Here is an 18155-nt window from a genome sequence, read left to right on the forward strand (position 1 = left end):
ACCTTCGCCGCATCAGATCATACGACCGCAGCCGGATCCACAGCGGTCGTATGAGAACGCACGCGCATAACATTTTAAGGGCTGCACGCGTAGCAGTTCGGACAGCGATCGCTAGGTTTCTTACTCTCCTATACAGCCGCGCTTCCTTCTGCCGCCACTATAGTTACTTCAACTCGTAGCCCCTCCGTGGCGAGCGCTGCCTCGACAGTAGTACGAACGGGTGCCTCCGCTTTGTTGTCTGCCAACCACCCCTCCCATACAGCGTTCATTCCTGGAAAATCCCTGATGTCACGCAGATGGACCGTCGCAGAGAGAAGCCGGCTAGGGCTGCTTCCCGCTTCAGTAAGGAGCGCCTCGATACGTGACAAGACCTCACTTGTTTGCGCGGCGATATCGCCGGTGGCGGAAGCACTCCCTTTGGCAGTTTGTCCGCACAGATACACCAGTCCGCCATAGCGGACAACCTTGCTCAGACGCGAATTCGTATGGTGTCTCTGGATTGCCATCACGACTTGTGTTCCTTCTTTTGTGGTGCTTGATTGGGGGGGCACGCTAGGGCGGCCAGCGACCCAAGACTTATTGGTTTGATCGGGGCACGAATGCGATAGGCGCCAATCTCACTCGGCGTACGATGGTGGGTATTCGCAAGTATCTGGGTCACGGTGATTCCGCACATCCTCCCCTGACATGGCCCCATCCCGCAGCGACTAAAGAACTTAGTCTGGTTTGGTCCCTCACACCCCAACTTCGCCATCTCACGGACGCGCCCCGCGGTGACTTCTTCACATCGGCAAACAACAGTGTCGTCAGCACAGTCAACGAGCCATTCTGGAGGGCGATAAAGGGCATCCAAGAATGGACGGACACGCTGCTGATGCTTTAGCGCGGAGCGCCAAGACTTCGCAAGTTGCTCGCCCCTTTTAGCGTCTAGTCTTCCGATTGCCACCGCAGCCCCTATGGCAGCGATGGCACCACTGGCCTCCGCAGCCAAAGCGCCCGCGATCGCCGCACCATCGCCGGCTATTCGAAGCCCAGACAAGGACGTCTCACCCCACGCATCAACGGTCGGATGCCACGCCAGTTGCTCATCGCTCCACGAGTGGTCCACACGCAAGAGCCTGGTTATCTGAGTATTGGGCACGACGCCGTGATGAAGCAAGGCAACGTCGGCTTCGATACATTGCGCTCTGCCGCCCTCGACGAATGACACCGCTCGCACACGTTGACCGTCATCTGTAGCCTCAATGCGAAGATCTTCCACATGCTTGACAAAGCGTACGCCCGCACGGCGCAGCCTCCATAGCATCCGTAGACCTTTTCCGAGAATCTTCGGGCACGTTGCAGCCAATGTCAGATGCTTCAATGCGCGCCGCTTGTTTTCTGTGGGGGTTGTCTCAATGATGCCGGCAATTTTGGCTCCTCCGTCTAGCAGTTGGCATGCAACCAACAGTAGCAATGGACCGCTTCCCACCAGCACAACCCTGCCGTCTGGGACTTGAGCTGCCGTCTTAAGAGCGATCTGTGCAGCGCCTGCATTTAGTACGCCTGGTAGCGTCCAACCGGGTAACGGCGAGGGGCGCTCCATCGCTCCGGTGGCAATCACCAATTGCGGAGCACGGGCGTTGAACGAGCGTCCTGACTGTTGCGCGGTAACAGTCAGATCACGCGCCACATCCCACACCAAAGTGCCGTACCGGACATCGGCCCCTGATTTTGCAAAGCGCTCCGCCAAGGACGCGCCATGGCAGTAGTCCGGACCGAGCAACTCTTTGACCGTTCGGGGCGCGACCGTGATATTCCGGTATATCTGGCCGCCAGCGCGAGGCTGTTCATCGAGCACGACAGTCCGCAGGCCACACGCTGCCGCAACTGTCGCTGCCGACATCCCCGCAGGACCGCTACCTATAATGATGAGGTCGTGGGTGAAGCCTTCGTTGATCCGCTTTTCGTCGATGGAGCGAACATTGTTCCCTGAGCTCATGCTGCTGCCTCCACGCGCCGTGCGCCCGATGGCAACCGCACCTGCATTCCTTCGCGCACCTCGACCATACAGGATTGCACGTTCTGAGCGCCATCCACTTCTACGACGCAGTCGAAACATACACCCATGAGGCATAGCGGCGCCCGTGGAGCTCCCGATACTGCCGTCTTTCGAAAAGGCACGATTCCCGCGGCAAGCAATGCTGTCGCCAGGGTCCGGCCCGCGCACGCATGTACCGCTTGTCCTTCCACGTGGATGACAACAGTCGGCTGCAGCTCAGTGGGCGATAACTTGATTGACTTGAACATCGAAACGCCTTGCCTTGAAATCCCGAACTTCAACCGGTTCGGTGCCGGTACGTATCCATTCCACAAGAGGGCCGGAATGTGCTGGTGCCAGCGTGATGCCGCTGTGGCACGTCACGACGAAAGCTCCCGGGCACTCAACGGACTGCTCATAAATCGGATAGCCATCCGGAGTCATGACACGCAGCGCGCCCCATGTGCGAACCAAGTTGACATTGGCCAGCATTGGGAAGCTGCGCACCGCTCGCGCTGCAATGCGAGCCAGTTCAGGCAACGTGGTGCCATCGTCCATCCCGACTTCTTCCTTCGAGTCACCGATCTGCACAACGCCTTCGCCCGTCTGCCGCACGTAATGGCACGGATATCGCAGAAATGGCGACACCCGTTCGCTAACCAGGAGTTGGCCTCGTACAGGTCGTACGGGGGCGCATAGTCCTACCTGGGGAGCAAGGTCTCTGTTCGCCAGTCCGGCAGCGAGTACCACGCGCGATGCCGAGAACGTGCGGTCTCCAGCCCGGACTCGGAATTCCCCCGCGCGGTGCTCAATTTTCCCAACGCTTACGCCGGTCACCAGGTGGCCACCGAGAGCCTTGTAGCCTTGGACCAGCGCTCTCAACGTACGCAGCGGACTGACATGACCGTCGAGCTCGCAGTAAATCGCACCGACAACATCCGGGCCGGTTTCTGGGATGAGCCGGCGCAGGCTCGGCAGATCTAGGACTTCGTATGGATAGTTGATACCGAGTTGTGCACCTAATACTGCGAGTTTCCCGGCGGACTCAGAGAGCGTCTTCTCATCGAAGCTCATACTAATTCCGCCTGGCTGCTGAAGTTGGACGTCAATTCCCGTGAGGTCTTGCAGTTCCGTCGCGAGTGCTCGCCACTCGCGCGCCGCCTGCATGGTCCAGCGTGCATAGGCCGGACGACCCAGCCCCTTGTTCTGGACCCAGACGAGGCCGAAATTTCCTCTCGATGCACGAAAGGCGTCATCGCTTCCGTCAAGCACGCACACGGTATCTCCGCTGCGGGCAAGCCCATATCCCACGGATAGGCCCACTACGCCCCCGCCTATGACGAGCGTGTCGATGTGATCAGTACCCATGGCCTATTCCGCCTTGATGTTGCGCTCGCGGACAATCTTTTCGAACTTGTCTGCCTCGCTGCGAATGAACGCAGCGACCTCGGCGGGAGTCTTGCCCGAATCCGGTTCGATGCCGAGCTTGACGAGCTTCTCGCGGAAATCTGGCGTTGCCATCACTTCGCGAATAGCCGTGTTTAGTCGATTGACGATAGGTGCGGGGGTGCTGGCCGGAGCCTGGATGGATTCCCACGCCACAAGTTCGAAGCCAGGTACGCCCGACTCCGCAATGGTCGGAACATCGGGGACCGCTGAGACACGCTTCTTGCTCGACACGGCAATAGCTCGAAGCTTCCCTTCCTTGACGAGGTTGATTGACGACGCCACTGTGGGCATCATCATTGTCACCTGCCCGCTCATGAGGTCTATCAGCGCAGGACCACTGCCTTTGTAGGGCACGTGGATCATGTTGATTCCCGTCTTGGACAGCAACAACTCCGATGCCAAATGACCCGCACTTCCAGGGCCATAGCTCGCATAAGGAAGCTTGCCCGGCTGCGCCTTGGCCATCGAGACCAGATCGGGAATCGATTTCACAGGAATGCTAGCCGGCGTAACGAGCCACAGCGGAATGACGCCGAGCAGCGCAACGGGCGCGAAGTCCTTATAGATGTTGTAGTTCAGCTTCTGAAGGGCCGGATTGATGGCGAACGACGAGGAAACCGACAAGAGCGTGTAGCCGTCTGCAGGCTGGCTCTTCACATACTGAGTCGCGATGATGGAATTCGCGCCCGGCCTGTTTTCCACCACAATCTGCTGGCCGAGCTTCACGCTCAACGCAGCGCCCAGCAACCGCGCGGTCGCGTCCGAAGATCCGCCCGGGGGAAACCCGACTACCAGTTTGATTGGGCGGGTTGGATATGACTGCGTCGGCTCCTGTGCGCTCACCGGGAAGCACGCGAACATCGCGAACGCGGTGACCCCTGCCGATGCCAGTAAGCTGCCCAGGCCGCAGCGCGGCGTCTGTGGCAGAAGGGTCTTGTCATGTTTGAGTTCGGGGGGCATGTTTGTCCGTATCTCCATACCCCTGGTTTGCCGCTAAGATTTGGGTCCAGGGTGAATGAATCTTAGAAGCGCTACCTCTGCATGACAATTCATTCTTTACAGCCTGCTTATTCCAGAAAGTTATGTATGAAAAAGACCGTCAATCTACGCCAAGTTGAATCCTTTTACTCCGTAATGCGCACGGGTACCGTAGTCGGAGCAGCGCAACTGATGAACGTGACGCAGCCGGCGGTCAGCAAAGCAATCGCCCTCCTCGAACTGCGCATCGGATACAAGCTCTTCGAGCGCAGGGGTCGTAAGCTTGTGGCGACGCCTGAGGCGGAGGCGTTATACCGTGAGATCGAGCCAATCTATGGCAGCCTCGAACGGATTTCCCAGATCGCTGAAGACATCCGTAACCAGCGCGCGGGAGCACTGCGTATTGCGACGCTACCTTCGATTTCTCAGTGGCTGTTGCCGAGGGCCATTGCTCGCTTTCTGTCGACCCGACCAAATGTATCCGTCTACATCGAGAGCCTGCCGTCCCGGCAGGTCGCGGATCTCGTCGCTACACGTCAGTTCGACGTAGGCTTGATCGAACTGCCGCTGTCGCGGCCCGCTATCGCGATGGAGCCACTGGAACCCAGTCCGGCAGTCGCGGTACTGCCGGTCGGTCATCGACTCGCCTCGAAGCGGGCAATTTCCGTCAAGGACCTTGCCAGTGAGCGGCTAATTTTGCTGTCCCAGCACAGTTTTCTGCGCCACCAGATTGACGACGCGTTTTCGAATGCTGGAGTTGCGGCAAACGTCATTGTGGATACACCCCATTCCTTGGTAGCCTGCGGACTCGTAGCGGCCGGGGCGGGAATCACACTGGTGTCACGCTGGGCTGCGGAGCTGTTCTCAGCGCATGACGTCGTCGTGCGACCATTAAGAGAAGAGCTAGCTTCGCGATACGCAATCATCTTCCCGAATCCTGGACCCAGACTCCTCTTGGCGGAAGCTTTCGCCGAAGACTTCAGGGAAGAGATTAGACACCCGAAGCGGCGTTAGAATGCCTTCGGCGACACTCGGTTTTTTGCTGCCGGAAGCGGAAATTTCTTCCGCCCGCGTTTCATCTAAGGCTCGGATTTCTCCCTGCCCAGAATCTGACGGCTGATTGAACGCGTAAAGAAGCCATTGACGATCTAGCGCTGGGGGGCAGGAATGGGTCGGGAGCGGTCCAGCCGCTGGCCGCAGCCAAGCGGTCGTGACGGGGCGACCCAAGGATTCTAGGCGTGGAATTCGCAATCGGTGCCAACGGCGGCGGGGGTCGGCGGGTTCACGGACCCGACTGAACGCAGTAGCTTCTCGAAGACCCAGGGGTGGTGCCACCGTCTCCGGCGCATGAGCCGCTCTACGTATTCCTTGTGATGGGCAGCGTCCCGCGCTGCTTTGCCCTGGTGTCGGCGGGCGTTGCAAAGCCGGCAGGCGGCCACGATGTTGCTTTGGGAGTTGCCGCCGCCATCGACTCGGGCATGCAGATGCTCGGCCGTACATTGCAGGTGTCGAGCCTGCCGACTGGAGAGATAGAAGGTCGCTGCGAACGCTCCCATGGATTGCTCCCACATGGGGCAGCAGCAATAGAAGCAACGACCGGATTGACGATGGAAGGCACGGGCGCGCAGACGCGCGAGAGTCGAGGGCATGAGCGATCCTGTGTTCAGGAAGATTTCGGAAACTTCGAAACCCGCTCGCCCTTAACAAGGCATACACGGGAACCAGCCAAGTAGCTCGTGCTGGCACCTCTTCAGCCCCTAGCGGAGACTGACAGCAAGGAGTTTAGCCTCACATTTTCCCGAGATGCAAGGGAAAGGCGCGCCCGCCTTGCAAAATCGCAACATTGCACCTCGTACTGCCGCGCCGCCGCAAAGCTCTAATGGCTCTGCGAAGGACATTGACGCGTCGACAAATGCCGCTGTCCAGTCTAAGGCGTATTCCTAGACGCAGGGAAGCCTGATCGCAGCCTCGGAACGCTAGTTGGAAAGTTGGAACGCTAAATGGTGCCATAAGCCGACGGGGAACCGACCAGCGGAGGTCGCTTGCCGGCCAAGAGGCGTCACTGCACATCACGATCCCAACGGCCGCTATGGGCCGGACAAGAGACGCAGCCATTTGAGTCGGGTCTGGTCTACGTGTTTGGCCACCAAGCGACCTCCACCCAGTGGCGATGAACAGCCATGGCCTGCGCAAAATCACCGCTGCTGCGGCGGCACCGGCAAGGTCAAGCTGCTCGCCAAAGCTAAAGCTGAAGGCGCCAGCATCGACGATGCCGCGCTGCGACGGCTTCGAATTTGCGTTGCGGTTCCGGATGGTTGGGGAGACGTCGTTTTCCTCGATACCGTGGAGACGCCTCCGGCGAAGTCCTCGAAGTAGTGCCGCGCGCGCTGCCGCGTTAAGGATGCTTTAGCCGCGCGATACTTCCTCGCGCGGCTCTTCAACTGAGGGCAATGTTGCTGACATCAATAGAGACGACCAGCGGCTCCGACAACGCTTGACCGTCTGGTAGGCGAGGATAGATGCGACGTCTAGTCGGGAATCGGATTCCGGAAACCGTGATGTAGTCGCTGACGTAATGCGCTCCGGCTGTATTGCCAGCGATCTCCACGTCATAGTCAAGGCGACGTACTAGATTGTCGGAATCAACGTAGATTGCCTGCGCATTGCTGAATACCTCTAGCGAATCTGGGTAGCGCACTTCGATCTTGCGCCATGTTTCGCCGCGCTCTGTCCATGTCCCTGCGTCCTCGCACACTACACCGTCCCATGAGAGCAAGAATGGTGTATTCAGATAGGTCCACATAGCACAGCCAGCGAAGAAGGCCAGTTGCAGTGGATCCCAAGAGGTTTCCAGCTTGTGTCCTTCAAACGAGGTGCGGGGCTGGATACGCTCTTCCAGAACTTGATTAGCCGCATCTAGTAGAGCGATTCGGCGTCCCGTAAAGTCACTCCTGTTCGCGAGCGTTCCGAACGGTTCGTGTGACGCCCATTGACTGTCGGTCCTTACTGTGACCGTAGTCGTGTCGAGTACACCGGGTTGGGATTTGATAGCCCATAGTGCCCCACCCTGGCTCAAGTCGGCCTGAACCTTTGTAAATTCCCGCCATTGGGCGAGGCCCCCGTGGGCGTCGATGATGGCTTTCGCGATGCTGTTCATAGAATGGACCTTTTTCATTACCTAGCCGGTGCCACATGGCGATTGAGAACAAGGGCGACCATCTCACACGCGCCGGCGAATAGGCCAATGCCCCAGATGGCATCAGTCGCCAGAATCGCCGCACCTATTGCGCTGCCAATGGAAAAGCCGAAGTACATGGTCGACGTGTTTAAGGCCAGCGAGAGCGGTGCCTGGGACGGGCCGCCGGCTGCCATCAGGCGCGACATCTGTGCCGGGAAGAACGCCCAGACGGCGAAGCCCCAGACCGCGATCGCCGCCAGGACTGGTAACAGCGCCGGGCCCGCCGTATGCGTGGAGGCCGACACTGCGAGCGCCCAGAATGAAAGTGCCAGGGCGAAAAGCGAGTAGCGCGCCACTCGGCTCGAGCCAAACTTGTCCGTCAGCGTGCCTCCCGCCGTAACACCCACTGCCGCCGCCAGGCCCCACATCGAAACAGTCGCATTGATGCCAACTGCGTCGAATTCAAGCACGCGAGACAGGTAGGCTGCGATATAGGGATATGCAGCATAGGCACCGATGGACCAGAATAGGCTCACCGAAAGCAATCGGACGACGGCAGGCTGACGGGCGATTGAGAGCCGTTGCGATAGCGTTGCCACAGGAATGCCAGCACCGGCATCCCGGGCGACGCCGACGAGAATCCCTGCAATCGCCGTCAGGCTCATCGCGCCGACCGCCAGAAAGGTGGCACGCCAGCCGAAGGCATGTCCCACTACGCCGCCAAGAGGCAAGCCCAGCGCGATCGCCAGTGTCATACCCCCGCTCACAATGGCCAACGCCCGGCCTCGCTTGCTAGCAGATACGATCGCACCGGCAAGGGCGTTGGCGTTGGGCACATACAGACCCGAAGCAACGGCCATCATCACGCGTGCGGCCATCAGGAGCCCAAAGCTGGGCGACCAGGCGGCCAGCAGGTTTCCTCCGCCAAAGATGGTCATGGCGAACAGAAGTACGCTGCGACGCCGTAATCGCGCCGTCATGACCGTCGCGACAGGTGAACTCACGGCCATGGTCAGTGTGAATACCACGACGAGCAGTGCGGTATGTGGCACGGTCATTCCGAAATCGGCTGCCATCGTAGATAGCAGAGGCGCAATCATGAATCCCTCGGTGCCAATCGCAAACGTGCCGAGCGCCAGAAACAAGGCGGGTACTAGCGAGTCGTTGCGTTCGGGGGCGGGTACCGCAGAGGCCGCGGGTGCCGTTACCGCACGGCTATTGTGTGACAAAGATCTTCTCCTGCGCGTGGTCACTGGCACTCCGGGCCGGGGCGCCAGGCTTCTCGTTAAACCGGGATGGGGTTATCGGCGATGTGCTGGTTGAAGTCGTGAACCAACTGATGCTCGCCGAGTCCCGGGTTATCGCGCATGGCGCGAATGGACTCGACAAACACCTCAGGCGCTTCGGTCGCGAGGCCGCGCATGGTTTCTTCGATAAACGCCTCCAGGGGCATGGCACGCGGATCGCCGCTCTTCTTGACGAGGTCGGTGTCGACCCAAGGCGGTGCGATCTCCTGGATTGTCACGTTGGTCGCGCGGAGCATGAAGCGCTGCGACAGGGCATAAGAGTGCAGCGCCGCTTTAGATGCGGAATAGACCGCATTAGTGGCGATCGGGACATACGCCAGCACCGACGTGTTGTAGATAATCGTCGAGCGCGGTTGACCCTTCAGATGCTCGACGAGCTCCGACGTCATGCGGATCGGGCCCAAGAGGTTGGTGTCGAGGATGCTGCGAGACGCGGCATCCTCGACGGGAGTCGACGCGTCGTCAAACGGCATGATGCCCGCGTTGTTGATTAGAACGTTCAGCGTGGGATAGTCCGAGATCAAGTCCTTCGCCACGCGCGCGATGTCGGCAGCGTCGGAAATATCGAGTTCAACGCCATCAATGCCGGGATGCTCCACCGAAATCTGCTGCAGAAGTACTTTGCGGCGTCCAGCAATGATGACCTTGTTTCCCAAGGCATGAAAGGCCTTCGCCAATCCCAGGCCAATGCCCGACGTCCCGCCCGTAATAAAGATGGTATTCCCGGTGAGTTGCATTACCACATCCTTTCGTTAGAAGAGAAAGCGCTTGCCTCGGTGCTTCAGACCACAGCGCCACTTGCCCTCTAATGTGGCGGAAACCCATGCGGTTTCACATGTCATTAATCCGTCGATTCAGGACAAAGTGATTGGGGAGACGATCATCACTGTCCGGTGTGAGGCCGATTAGGTCGGCTTTGCGCACAATGTCGGCTAGGGAGGTTGCCCTCATCTTTCGCATAGCCGCAGCGCGGTGTACCTTGACGGTGATATCGCTGATGCCAGGTTCGGCTGCAATCTGCTTGTTCAGATCAACAAGCGGCTTGAGCAGAAAGTCCCAAGCACCAGCTTTCATGGCGCGTACGCAACTGCTGATGTCGGCGAAGCCCGTCATGAAGATGAAGGGCATGCGATGGACCTGGGTGGCCTTCTGCTGAAAATAGAGACCGCTTTCACCGCGCAGGCGGACGTCAAGCAGCAAGCAGCTCGGTCGGTCCGGCTTCTCGGACGCGTTTAAGGTCGATGTGCGCTCGAAGGTACGCGCGTCAAAGCCGGCGGAGCGGAGGAGGCTGGACAAAGATGTGCGGATTGCGTCTTCGTCATCGACGATGTGGACGAGGTGGCTGCTCGTCGCATGCGGAATTGCTGGGCATCCTTGTTCGGTTGCCGGTTCCGGGGCGGAGCCCTACGCCTGCGAGGGAGGGGCGAAGGCATGGCAAGGATAGGCCTGGTCGTGTCTCTGCGGACAGACGAAATCGCGGAGATTCCGGACATCTTCAGGCTGCGCGGCGCTCGACACTGACCGCTCACTTGACGGCGTCAGGCGCCAGGAATAGATTGCGGGAGAGTCTCATGAAACTGTCATTGGGACGCTGACGTAACGAGAAAGAAGCAATGCGGCAAATCGGCTTGATTCTGGAAAATGGATTCCAGGTCATCGGTCTCTCGGCGCTATCCGCGTTTGAACTGGCCAATGCGGAGCTCGGCGAAGAGGGCTACCGCATGACGATCCTCTCCCAATACGGAGGTATCGTTCATTCGACAATTGGCTTGGGGATCGTGACCACCAAATTCGACACGATGCCCGATACGTTGATGGTTGCAGGGATTCGTGTCCCGGGCCCCCTGGATCCCGGGCTGAAGTCCTACATCGGCCGTGCGGCCCGCGAGGCACGACGTGTCGCGGGCATCTGCACGGGCGCGTTCGCACTTGCAGAAGCCGGCGTGCTGGACGGAAAGACTGCTACCACCCACTGGTTGCATGCCAGACGATTGCAGGAAACCTTTCCTCAGGTTCGTGTCGACGAGGATCGCATTTTTGTTCAGGACGGAAACATTTGGACCTCGGCCGGCATGTCTGCGGCAATGGACCTCGCCCTGGCGCTCATCGAGCACGACCACGGCGCGGCGCTGGCTCGTAACGTGGCCCGACGTCTGGTCGTCTATTACCGCCGCCCCGGTGGGCAATCCCAGTTTTCTGCATTGCTGGAACTCGAGCCGCGCAGCGATCGCGTCAAACGCGCACTGATCTACGCGAAGGAAAATCTGCGCAATGCGCTGACGGTGGAGGAGCTAGCGGATGCCGCGCGCCTGTCGCCGCGGCAGTTCAGCCGTGTCTTCCGCGAGGAGACTGGGCAGTCGCCGGCTAAGGCCGTCGAGATGCTCCGGCTGGAAATGGCCAGAACCATGCTCGAGTCAGGTCGTCACCCGATGGAAACCGTGGCTCGAGACACAGGGTTCGCGGACCGCGATCGTATGCGCCGGGCCTTTGTACGCGCCTACGGCGTGTCGCCAAGCAGCATCCGGCGAAATGATGCACTAGTCGAGCAAGAAGTGACGGAATGAACTGACGGCCAGCGACCGATGTGGTCGCGTTACGAGCATGTCTTCGACGCTAGGATGCGCAGCGTCGCACCACCGGCTTGCGAAACGACGTGCCTCGCGGCTCGAATACGACCTCACCCAGACGGATGCCGACACCAGACAAGGCGCATAGGGCATCCTGGCGCGTGGGTGGTCAGTACCCATGAGCGGTCGGTGTCTCACATTAAAAGTGCATTATAGGTTTCTTTCTGTAGCTCGACACTGATCCTGGTGCTAATTCCCGGTTACATCGAATGAACTAAGTTCTCGACCTTACAAATCCATCGTCATCGAGGACGACAAAGCCCTTTGAGGGAACACTACCAAGTGCGGGCGCGGCATACAGGGTGCACAGTAACCAAACGGTTGCTGCTAACAGTAGATTGTGAGGCAGAGAGGACGTGATGCCTCTCTGCCTCTCTGCCTCTAAACGATCAAACGATCAAACGATCAAACGATCAAACGATCAAACGATCAAACGACGAAGGGCATCTGCCGCTGGCGCTTGCCCGTCAGCCGGAACAGTGCATTGGCGACCGCCGGTGCGATCGGCGGCACGCCAGGCTCGCCCAGTCCCGACGGTGCGTCTTCGGACGGCACAAAGAACACGTCGATGCGCGGTGCATCGGGCATCCGCGGTGGCGGATAGTCCGGAAAATTGCTGTTCCGAACCACTCCGTTCTCCATCTCGATGGCGAAGCCGGGCCGAATCATCGACAAGCCGAAGATGCATGCGCCCTGGACCTGGGCTTCTGCAGTCAGCGGATTGACGACGCGATTGCAGTGGACACCGGCCGTGACGTTGTGCACGCGCGCCTCGCCCTTGGCGACGGACACTTCGACGACATACGCAATTACGGTCCCGAACGATTCGTGCACGGCCACGCCCCACGCATGCCCCTTCGGCAATTTGCGCTTGCCGTAGCCGGCCTTATCCGTGGCCAGCTGCAAGGCGGCGCGGTGTCGGGCATGCTTGGTGGTGTCGAGTCGTGCCATGCGCCAAGCGACGGGATCCTGCTTCGCGGCCGTGGCGATCTCGTCGATCAGCGTCTCCTTGACGAAACTCGTGTGGGTGTTGCCCACCGAGCGCCACCAGAGCACCGCGACATCGACCTTCGGGTGATGGGCCGTCACCTGCATCGGCAGAGCGTATTCGTTCTCGACGATGCCTTCGGTCATGGTCGAGTCCACGCCGTTCTTCACGAGAACAGGCTCAAATGGGGTTCCCATGACGATCGACTGGCCGACGATCGCGTGCTGCCAACCTACGACCTGCCCCTTTTCGTCGAAGCCGATGCGCGCGCGGTGGACGTGCAGCGGGCGGTAGTAGCCGCCCTTGATATCGTCTTCGCGACTCCACATGACCTTGAGCGGTTCGGCATGCCCTCTGGCAATCCACTCGCGAAGTACGCCTGCCGATTCGACCAGGTAGTCCGACGTCGGCACGGCACGCCGGCCGAAGCCACCCCCGGCCATCATCGTGTTCAGCGTCACCTTCTCGACCGGCAGCGACAACGTTTGGGCGATCGCCGCCTGATCGACGGTCTGAAATTGCGAGCCGACCCAGACCTTGACGCTGGTCGCCTTATTGCCGCTAATCTCGGCCTGCATGGTACAGTTGAGCGGTTCCATCGGCGCGTGCGCGAGATACGGCAGCCGATATTCGGCGTCGATCACGCGCGCAGCGCCCGCGAGGACCGCCTGCACGTCGCCACTCTCCAGCGGGAGCGCCATCTTGCCCGGCTGCATCGCAAGCTTGCTGTATTCCTCGTAAAGCGCCTGCGTGCTGACCTTCGAGCCCGTGTCCTCCCATTCGATCTGCAGCGCGTCGCGCCCCTGCTTGGCCGCCCAGTATCCGTTGGCGACCACCGCCAGGCCGGAGCCGCCGCGATCCGCGGGCACCTGCATGACGTCGACGACGCCCTTGATCGCGCGCGCCTTGTCCGCGTTGAACGACTTCACCTTGCCTCCAAAGCGGGGCGGGTGCGCGACTACGGCGACAACCATGTCCTTGAGCCGGGTATCGATGCCGAACACGGGGTCGCCTCGCAGCTTCGAGGCGGCATCCAGGCGCGGCATTGGCTTGCCGATGAGGCGGAACTGCGATGGGTCCTTCAATACCACGGTCGTCGGCACCGGCAGACTCATGGCCGCATTGGCGAGCTCACCATAGGTGGCGCGACGCGTGCCCGATGTGACCACCCCCTGCACGGCGGCGCAGCTGGCGGGGTCCACATTCCATTGTTTGGCCGCCGCAGTCACGAGCATCGCCCGGGCGCGTGCGCCGAGCTCGCGATACTGCGTAAACGAATGCATCAGCGCGGTGGAGCCGCCCGTCATCTGAATACCGAAGCCCGGATCGCGGTAAGCATCGCCGGCCGGGGCCAGCATTGACCGCACGTTCTTCCAGTCCACGTCGAGCTCGTCGGCCAGCACCATTGGCAGCGCGGTATGCACACCCTGTCCGAACTCGAGCCGATTGACCGCAATCGTCACCGTGTTGTCGGGGGCGATGATCACGAATGCCTGCGGAGGCGACGGCGATTTTTGCTTCGCGCCGTCTTCCGCTGCCTGGGCGAGTTCGACACCGCCGACCAGGCCCAGCGCGAGTCCGCCGCCGGCAACGCCGGTCAGTTTGAGAAAGGTGCGGCGCGAGAGCGGCGCGACGCTGTTTTCGGGCGCGGCCGTGCTACCACCGCCCGCCAGCGCTTCCAGTCCACGAATACGCATGTGGCGCTCCTCAGGCGATCGCGCGCGCGGCATCCTTGATAGCCGCGCGGATACGTTGATAAGTGCCACAGCGGCAAATGTTGCCCGCCATCGCTTGATCGATATCGGCATCGTTCGGCCGCGGCTTGGTGCGCAGCAAGCTCACGGCGCTCATCACCTGACCGTTCTGGCAGTAGCCGCATTGCGCCACATCGTGCCGGATCCAGGCGTCCAGAACCGCGCGGCCGATTCTGTCGTCGCCCATGCTCTCGATGGTATTGACCTTAGTGCCGGTCACCGACGAGATCGGCATAACGCAGCTCCGCGTCGCTGTGCCGTTGATATGGATCGTGCACGCGCCGCACGCGGCCATGCCACAGCCGAACTTCGTGCCAGTCATGCCGAGATTATCGCGGAGCGCCCACAGCAGCGGCGTGGACGGATCGGCGTCGACATCGACCGTCTTGCCATTGATGTTCAGGGTGGTCATTCTGGCCTCCTCTACTTCTGCGAAAGGACCCACTGCGCCAGGGCGGTGAGATCGGCATCGGGCACTTGCGGCTGCGGCGGCATCGGTACAGCGCCCCACTTACCGCTGCCACCGGCCTTGATGCTGGTTGCGAGTTGCTCCGTTGCCTTGCTGCCGCCCTTATATTTGGTGGCGATTTCTTTCCACGACGGACCTACCAGGCGGGCATTTGCCTGATGGCAGCCCACGCACGCGTACTTCTGTGCGAGGGCTTCACTGGCTCGGGCCGGTTGGTGAGAGAAGAGGGTGGCCATAGCAACCAAGGCCAGAGGGGCGATTGTTTTGTTCATGGGGAGTGAGGTTCAGGGTTTTAGTCTTGCTTCCCGGCACGCGCCGCGTAGCGCGGCGCGGCGACGCGGGAGGACAAATTTGACGCCATGGCTTCGCGCGCGGTCTCCCATGCATGCCATTGCGAGTCGTCCTGTAACGACGGAATCGAGGCAAACACGTCGGCGTCGAGGTCGCTCAGTGCTGCGTCCACCAGCGTTTCGGGTGTCATGACCCAGCTTTCCGGGAGATTCGACGTAGGGAGACCCGCGACTTCCCAGAAGTCAGTGCCGGTAGCCCCCGGCAGTACGACCTGAACGGTCACGCCGCTTTCGCTCAACTCTTTCTTCAACGAGCGGCTGAATGCGAGTACGAATGCCTTTGCGCCGCCGTAGACCCCATTGAGGATCTCGGGAGCGATCGCGACGATAGATGCGATGTTGATGATCACACCGGCGCCGCGCGCGGCAAACGCTGGCGCGGCCGCATAGGACAAGCGCATGACGGCGGTGACGTTGACACCAATCATGCGTTCCATGTCGTCCACTCGCGATTGCGAGAGGGTACCCGCACCGCCGAAGCCAGCGTTGTTGACCAGCATGGAGATGCGATCGTTGCTAGCGAGGGTGGTCTCGACACGCCGAAGGTCGGCAGCGTCGGTAAGATCCGCCACGAGCACGTCTACGTGGGCACCATGCGTGCTCGCGAGCCTCGCCGCATGCGCGCGCAGCCGTTCTTCATTGCGTGCAACGAGAATAAGGTCATAGCCGCGTGCCGCGAGGCGATCGGCGTAGACGGCGCCGATGCCGGAGGACGATCCAGTGACGAGAGCGGTTCCGAGTTGTGATGGCATGTGTATCCCTTTGGGTGAGAGCGAGTTGCCTGGTGCGCATGGAGTGGCAAGCAGATACGCCCAAGCATAGGGATAGTGATGTTCCACGGACTGACATATACGCACAATTTTCGGACAACAATCTTGCATGCACGTGTCGTCATACTCGGCGGTGCGTGGGCGCGAACCAAAGGCATGACCGAAAGCGCCGCGTTTATGTCCTGCATCGGGACGGATTCGGCAATACGCTTGGCGGGGTACTCATCGAGAACGATCCACAATATATCTACCCACCATGACACGTTCTTTCGACATCGACACTCCATATGGCCGAATCTGCGCGCGCGAAACGGGCCCCGAGGGAGGTCTCCCGCTACTGCTGCTGCAGCGGTTCCGCGGCACGATGGATGATTGGGATCCGGCGTTTATCAAAGAACTGTCGGCGGATCGGCGCATCATCTGGTTCGACAGTACGGGAATCGGGCGGTCGGGCGGCATCGTGCCGGACACGATTGCGGGCATGGCGGCGGTAGCATGCGCGGTCATCGCAGCACTGGGTCAAAAGCAGGTGGACGTGTTGGGTTGGTCGCTAGGCGGGGTGGTCGCGCAGCAGTTGGCACTTGAGGCCCCGCATCTGGTGCGACGCCTGATCGTCGCTGGATCCAGTCCCGGTGGAATCACAGATGGGCCGCAACCTCATCCGAGAGTTCCGCAGGTCATGACACGTCCCGTCAATGACATCGAAGATTTCCTGTTTCTATTCTTCTCGAAAAGCGAATTCGGAGTCGATGCGGGCCGCGCCTCGTTGAAGAGAATCGCTGACCAACTGGACCGCGGCCCCGCCGTCACGGCCGAGGCATTCATGGCACAAATCAAGGCCATTTCGACGTGGCAGGGCGTGCTGCACCGGGCCAGCGAACTACGTCTGCCGATGCTCGTTGCCAACGGCGCGTGTGATGTCATGCTACCGGCCTATCGCTCTTTCGTATTGTCACAGCAGGCACCCGATGCAAAGCTAATCCTTTATCCCGATGCTGGCCACGCGTTCCTGTTCCAGGAGGTTGAAGATTTCGTGATGCAGGTAGACCGCTTCCTAGCATAAGTGATGGCCGTCGCGAACCCATGGCGATGCGGCCGCAGCCATAGCAGCGAGCATGAGGGTCATTAGTATCCACCCCGCAGCGAGGACCTGTCAGAAATTTTGTGTTTGGGGCATAACATGTCGCCAAGGAGCATGTCATGCCACGCAAAACCAAGACGAGCCGGGCCGCTGACCGTGAGCTGCCCACCATCCCCGAGGACTTGATCGCCCATTTCGTGAAGGGCCCGATGACTGCCGAGGCGGTCCAGGACGCTTCGATGGCGTTCAAGAAGGCCTTGATCGAACGAGCTTTGGGCGCCGAGCTAGGCCATCATCTGGGCTACTCGCCGGGCGCCGAGCGTCCGGCCGGCACGGCCAACCAGCGCAACGGCAGGAGTGCCAAGACCGTGCTGACCGAAGACGGCCCGTTGCGCGTAGACATCCCACGCGATCGCGACGGCAGCTTCGATCCGATCCTGATTCCCAAGCACGAGCGGCGCTTCACCGGGTTCGATGACAAGATCATCGCCATGTATGCCCGTGGCATGACCGTGCGCGAGATCCAGGCGTTTCTGGCCGAACAATACGGGACCGAGGTCTCACCGGAGTTCATCAGCTCGGTAACCGACGCGGTCATGGACGAGGTCACCGCCTGGCAGGGCCGCCCGCTGGAGGTGATGTACCCGGTGGTGTTCTTCGATGCGCTGCGGGTCAAGATGCGCGAGGACGGCGTGGTGCGCAACAAGGCCGTCTACCTGGCCTTGGGCGTACTGCCAGACGGCACGCGCGACATCCTGGGCCTGTGGATCGAAACCACCGAAGGCGCCAAGTTCTGGATGAAGGTGTTTAATGACCTGAAGACCCGTGGCACGCAGGACATCCTGATTGCGGTGACTGACGGGCTCAAGGGCATGGAGCAGGCCCTGAATGCGGTGTTCCCGGACACGACGCTGCAGACCTGCATCGTGCATCTGATCCGAAACAGCCTGGAGTACGCCAGTTGGAAGGAGCGCCGGGCCGTCGCAGCGGCTCTCAAGCCCGTGTACACCGCGCCCACCGTGGAGGTTGCGCTGGCCGAATTGGCGGCCTTCGAGCAAGGGGAATGGGGCAAGCGGTACGCCCGATCGCCGCGTCCTGGCGTCGCGCCTGGGACCAGGTGATCCCATTCTTTATGTTCCCGCCGGCGATCCGCAAGATCATCTACACGACGGATGAAGTTGACA

General features: G+C 60.5%; 17 protein-coding genes and 1 pseudogene. 4 read left to right on the forward strand and 14 right to left on the reverse strand.

From position 1 onward, the window contains the following. Positions 1-128: 128 nt before the first annotated feature. From AC1DKV_RS00280 to AC1DKV_RS00300, 5 genes are read right to left on the reverse strand one after another with little or no spacing between them, the layout of a single operon-like run. Positions 129-506, reverse strand: a complete 378-nt coding sequence (locus AC1DKV_RS00280) for a RidA family protein (RefSeq protein ID WP_441614350.1) — start codon at positions 504-506, stop codon at positions 129-131. Further along, positions 506-1981 carry an FAD-dependent oxidoreductase gene (locus tag AC1DKV_RS00285; protein WP_441643221.1) on the reverse strand — a complete coding sequence of 492 codons (1476 nt, stop codon included), beginning with the start codon at positions 1979-1981 and terminating at the stop codon, positions 506-508. The genes AC1DKV_RS00280 and AC1DKV_RS00285 overlap by 1 nt, the downstream gene beginning before the upstream one ends. Continuing rightward, a complete protein-coding gene (locus AC1DKV_RS00290) occupies positions 1978-2289 on the reverse strand; it encodes a (2Fe-2S)-binding protein (RefSeq protein WP_441614131.1) in 312 nt (103 codons plus the stop codon). Before AC1DKV_RS00290 ends, AC1DKV_RS00285 begins: the two co-directional genes overlap by 4 nt. Further along, positions 2258-3388: an NAD(P)/FAD-dependent oxidoreductase gene (locus AC1DKV_RS00295; RefSeq protein WP_441614132.1), complete on the reverse strand. Its 1131-nt coding sequence runs from the start codon at positions 3386-3388 to the stop codon at positions 2258-2260. Before AC1DKV_RS00295 ends, AC1DKV_RS00290 begins: the two co-directional genes overlap by 32 nt. A 3-nt stretch (positions 3389-3391) precedes the next feature. Then, the gene (locus tag AC1DKV_RS00300; RefSeq protein ID WP_441614133.1) at positions 3392-4429 is read right to left on the reverse strand and encodes a tripartite tricarboxylate transporter substrate binding protein; all 1038 of its coding nucleotides are present in this window, start codon (positions 4427-4429) and stop codon (positions 3392-3394) included. A 126-nt stretch (positions 4430-4555) separates the two neighbouring features. On the opposite strand from AC1DKV_RS00300, the gene AC1DKV_RS00305 reads away from it, so the two are divergent. Continuing rightward, positions 4556-5461, forward strand: coding sequence for a LysR family transcriptional regulator (locus tag AC1DKV_RS00305; protein WP_441614134.1), 906 nt, complete (start codon positions 4556-4558; stop codon positions 5459-5461). Between the two features lie 218 nt (positions 5462-5679). On the opposite strand, the gene AC1DKV_RS00310 is transcribed toward AC1DKV_RS00305, so the two are convergent. The 5 genes from AC1DKV_RS00310 to AC1DKV_RS00330 form a co-directional block, all read right to left on the reverse strand. Beyond that, positions 5680-6096 (reverse strand): HNH endonuclease, encoded by a 417-nt coding sequence (locus tag AC1DKV_RS00310; RefSeq protein WP_441614135.1) that lies wholly within the window; start codon positions 6094-6096, stop codon positions 5680-5682. A 788-nt stretch (positions 6097-6884) separates the two neighbouring features. After that, complete coding sequence (locus AC1DKV_RS00315; protein WP_441614136.1) at positions 6885-7604, reverse strand: hypothetical protein; 720 nt, start codon at positions 7602-7604, stop codon at positions 6885-6887. A 17-nt stretch (positions 7605-7621) separates the two neighbouring features. Continuing rightward, positions 7622-8770 (reverse strand): MFS transporter, encoded by a 1149-nt coding sequence (locus AC1DKV_RS00320; RefSeq protein ID WP_441614137.1) that lies wholly within the window; start codon positions 8768-8770, stop codon positions 7622-7624. A gap of 140 nt (positions 8771-8910) precedes the next feature. Then, complete coding sequence (locus tag AC1DKV_RS00325; protein ID WP_441614138.1) at positions 8911-9669, reverse strand: SDR family oxidoreductase; 759 nt, start codon at positions 9667-9669, stop codon at positions 8911-8913. Between the two features lie 94 nt (positions 9670-9763). Continuing rightward, on the reverse strand, positions 9764-10294 hold the full coding sequence (locus AC1DKV_RS00330; protein WP_441614352.1) for a response regulator transcription factor: 531 nt from the start codon (positions 10292-10294) through the stop codon (positions 9764-9766). A gap of 251 nt (positions 10295-10545) precedes the next feature. Here AC1DKV_RS00330 and AC1DKV_RS00335 point away from each other — a divergent pair, with 251 nt between their 5' ends. Continuing rightward, the gene (locus AC1DKV_RS00335; protein ID WP_441614139.1) at positions 10546-11496 is read left to right on the forward strand and encodes a GlxA family transcriptional regulator; all 951 of its coding nucleotides are present in this window, start codon (positions 10546-10548) and stop codon (positions 11494-11496) included. Positions 11497-11988: 492 nt separating this feature from the next. Here the strand turns inward: AC1DKV_RS00335 and AC1DKV_RS00340 are convergent, their stop codons facing one another. Genes AC1DKV_RS00340 through AC1DKV_RS00355 form a run of 4 tightly spaced genes read right to left on the reverse strand, consistent with a single transcriptional unit; the run spans position 11989 to position 15872 of the window. Continuing rightward, the gene (locus tag AC1DKV_RS00340) at positions 11989-14244 is read right to left on the reverse strand and encodes a xanthine dehydrogenase family protein molybdopterin-binding subunit (protein ID WP_441614140.1); all 2256 of its coding nucleotides are present in this window, start codon (positions 14242-14244) and stop codon (positions 11989-11991) included. 10 nt (positions 14245-14254) lie between these two features. Next, positions 14255-14713: a (2Fe-2S)-binding protein gene (locus AC1DKV_RS00345; protein WP_441614141.1), complete on the reverse strand. Its 459-nt coding sequence runs from the start codon at positions 14711-14713 to the stop codon at positions 14255-14257. Between the two features lie 11 nt (positions 14714-14724). Next, positions 14725-15042: a c-type cytochrome gene (locus AC1DKV_RS00350; RefSeq protein WP_441614142.1), complete on the reverse strand. Its 318-nt coding sequence runs from the start codon at positions 15040-15042 to the stop codon at positions 14725-14727. Between the two features lie 20 nt (positions 15043-15062). Beyond that, positions 15063-15872 carry an SDR family NAD(P)-dependent oxidoreductase gene (locus AC1DKV_RS00355; protein ID WP_441614143.1) on the reverse strand — a complete coding sequence of 270 codons (810 nt, stop codon included), beginning with the start codon at positions 15870-15872 and terminating at the stop codon, positions 15063-15065. A gap of 274 nt (positions 15873-16146) precedes the next feature. Here AC1DKV_RS00355 and AC1DKV_RS00360 point away from each other — a divergent pair, with 274 nt between their 5' ends. Both AC1DKV_RS00360 and AC1DKV_RS00365 read left to right on the forward strand, forming a co-directional pair. After that, positions 16147-16953: an alpha/beta fold hydrolase gene (locus AC1DKV_RS00360; RefSeq protein ID WP_441614144.1), complete on the forward strand. Its 807-nt coding sequence runs from the start codon at positions 16147-16149 to the stop codon at positions 16951-16953. Positions 16954-17090: 137 nt separating this feature from the next. After that, positions 17091-18154: pseudogene (locus tag AC1DKV_RS00365) on the forward strand (IS256 family transposase); the annotation flags it as partial. Position 18155 lies beyond the last annotated feature (1 nt).

It is taken from the genome of Cupriavidus sp. 05T41 (assembly GCF_056396525.1).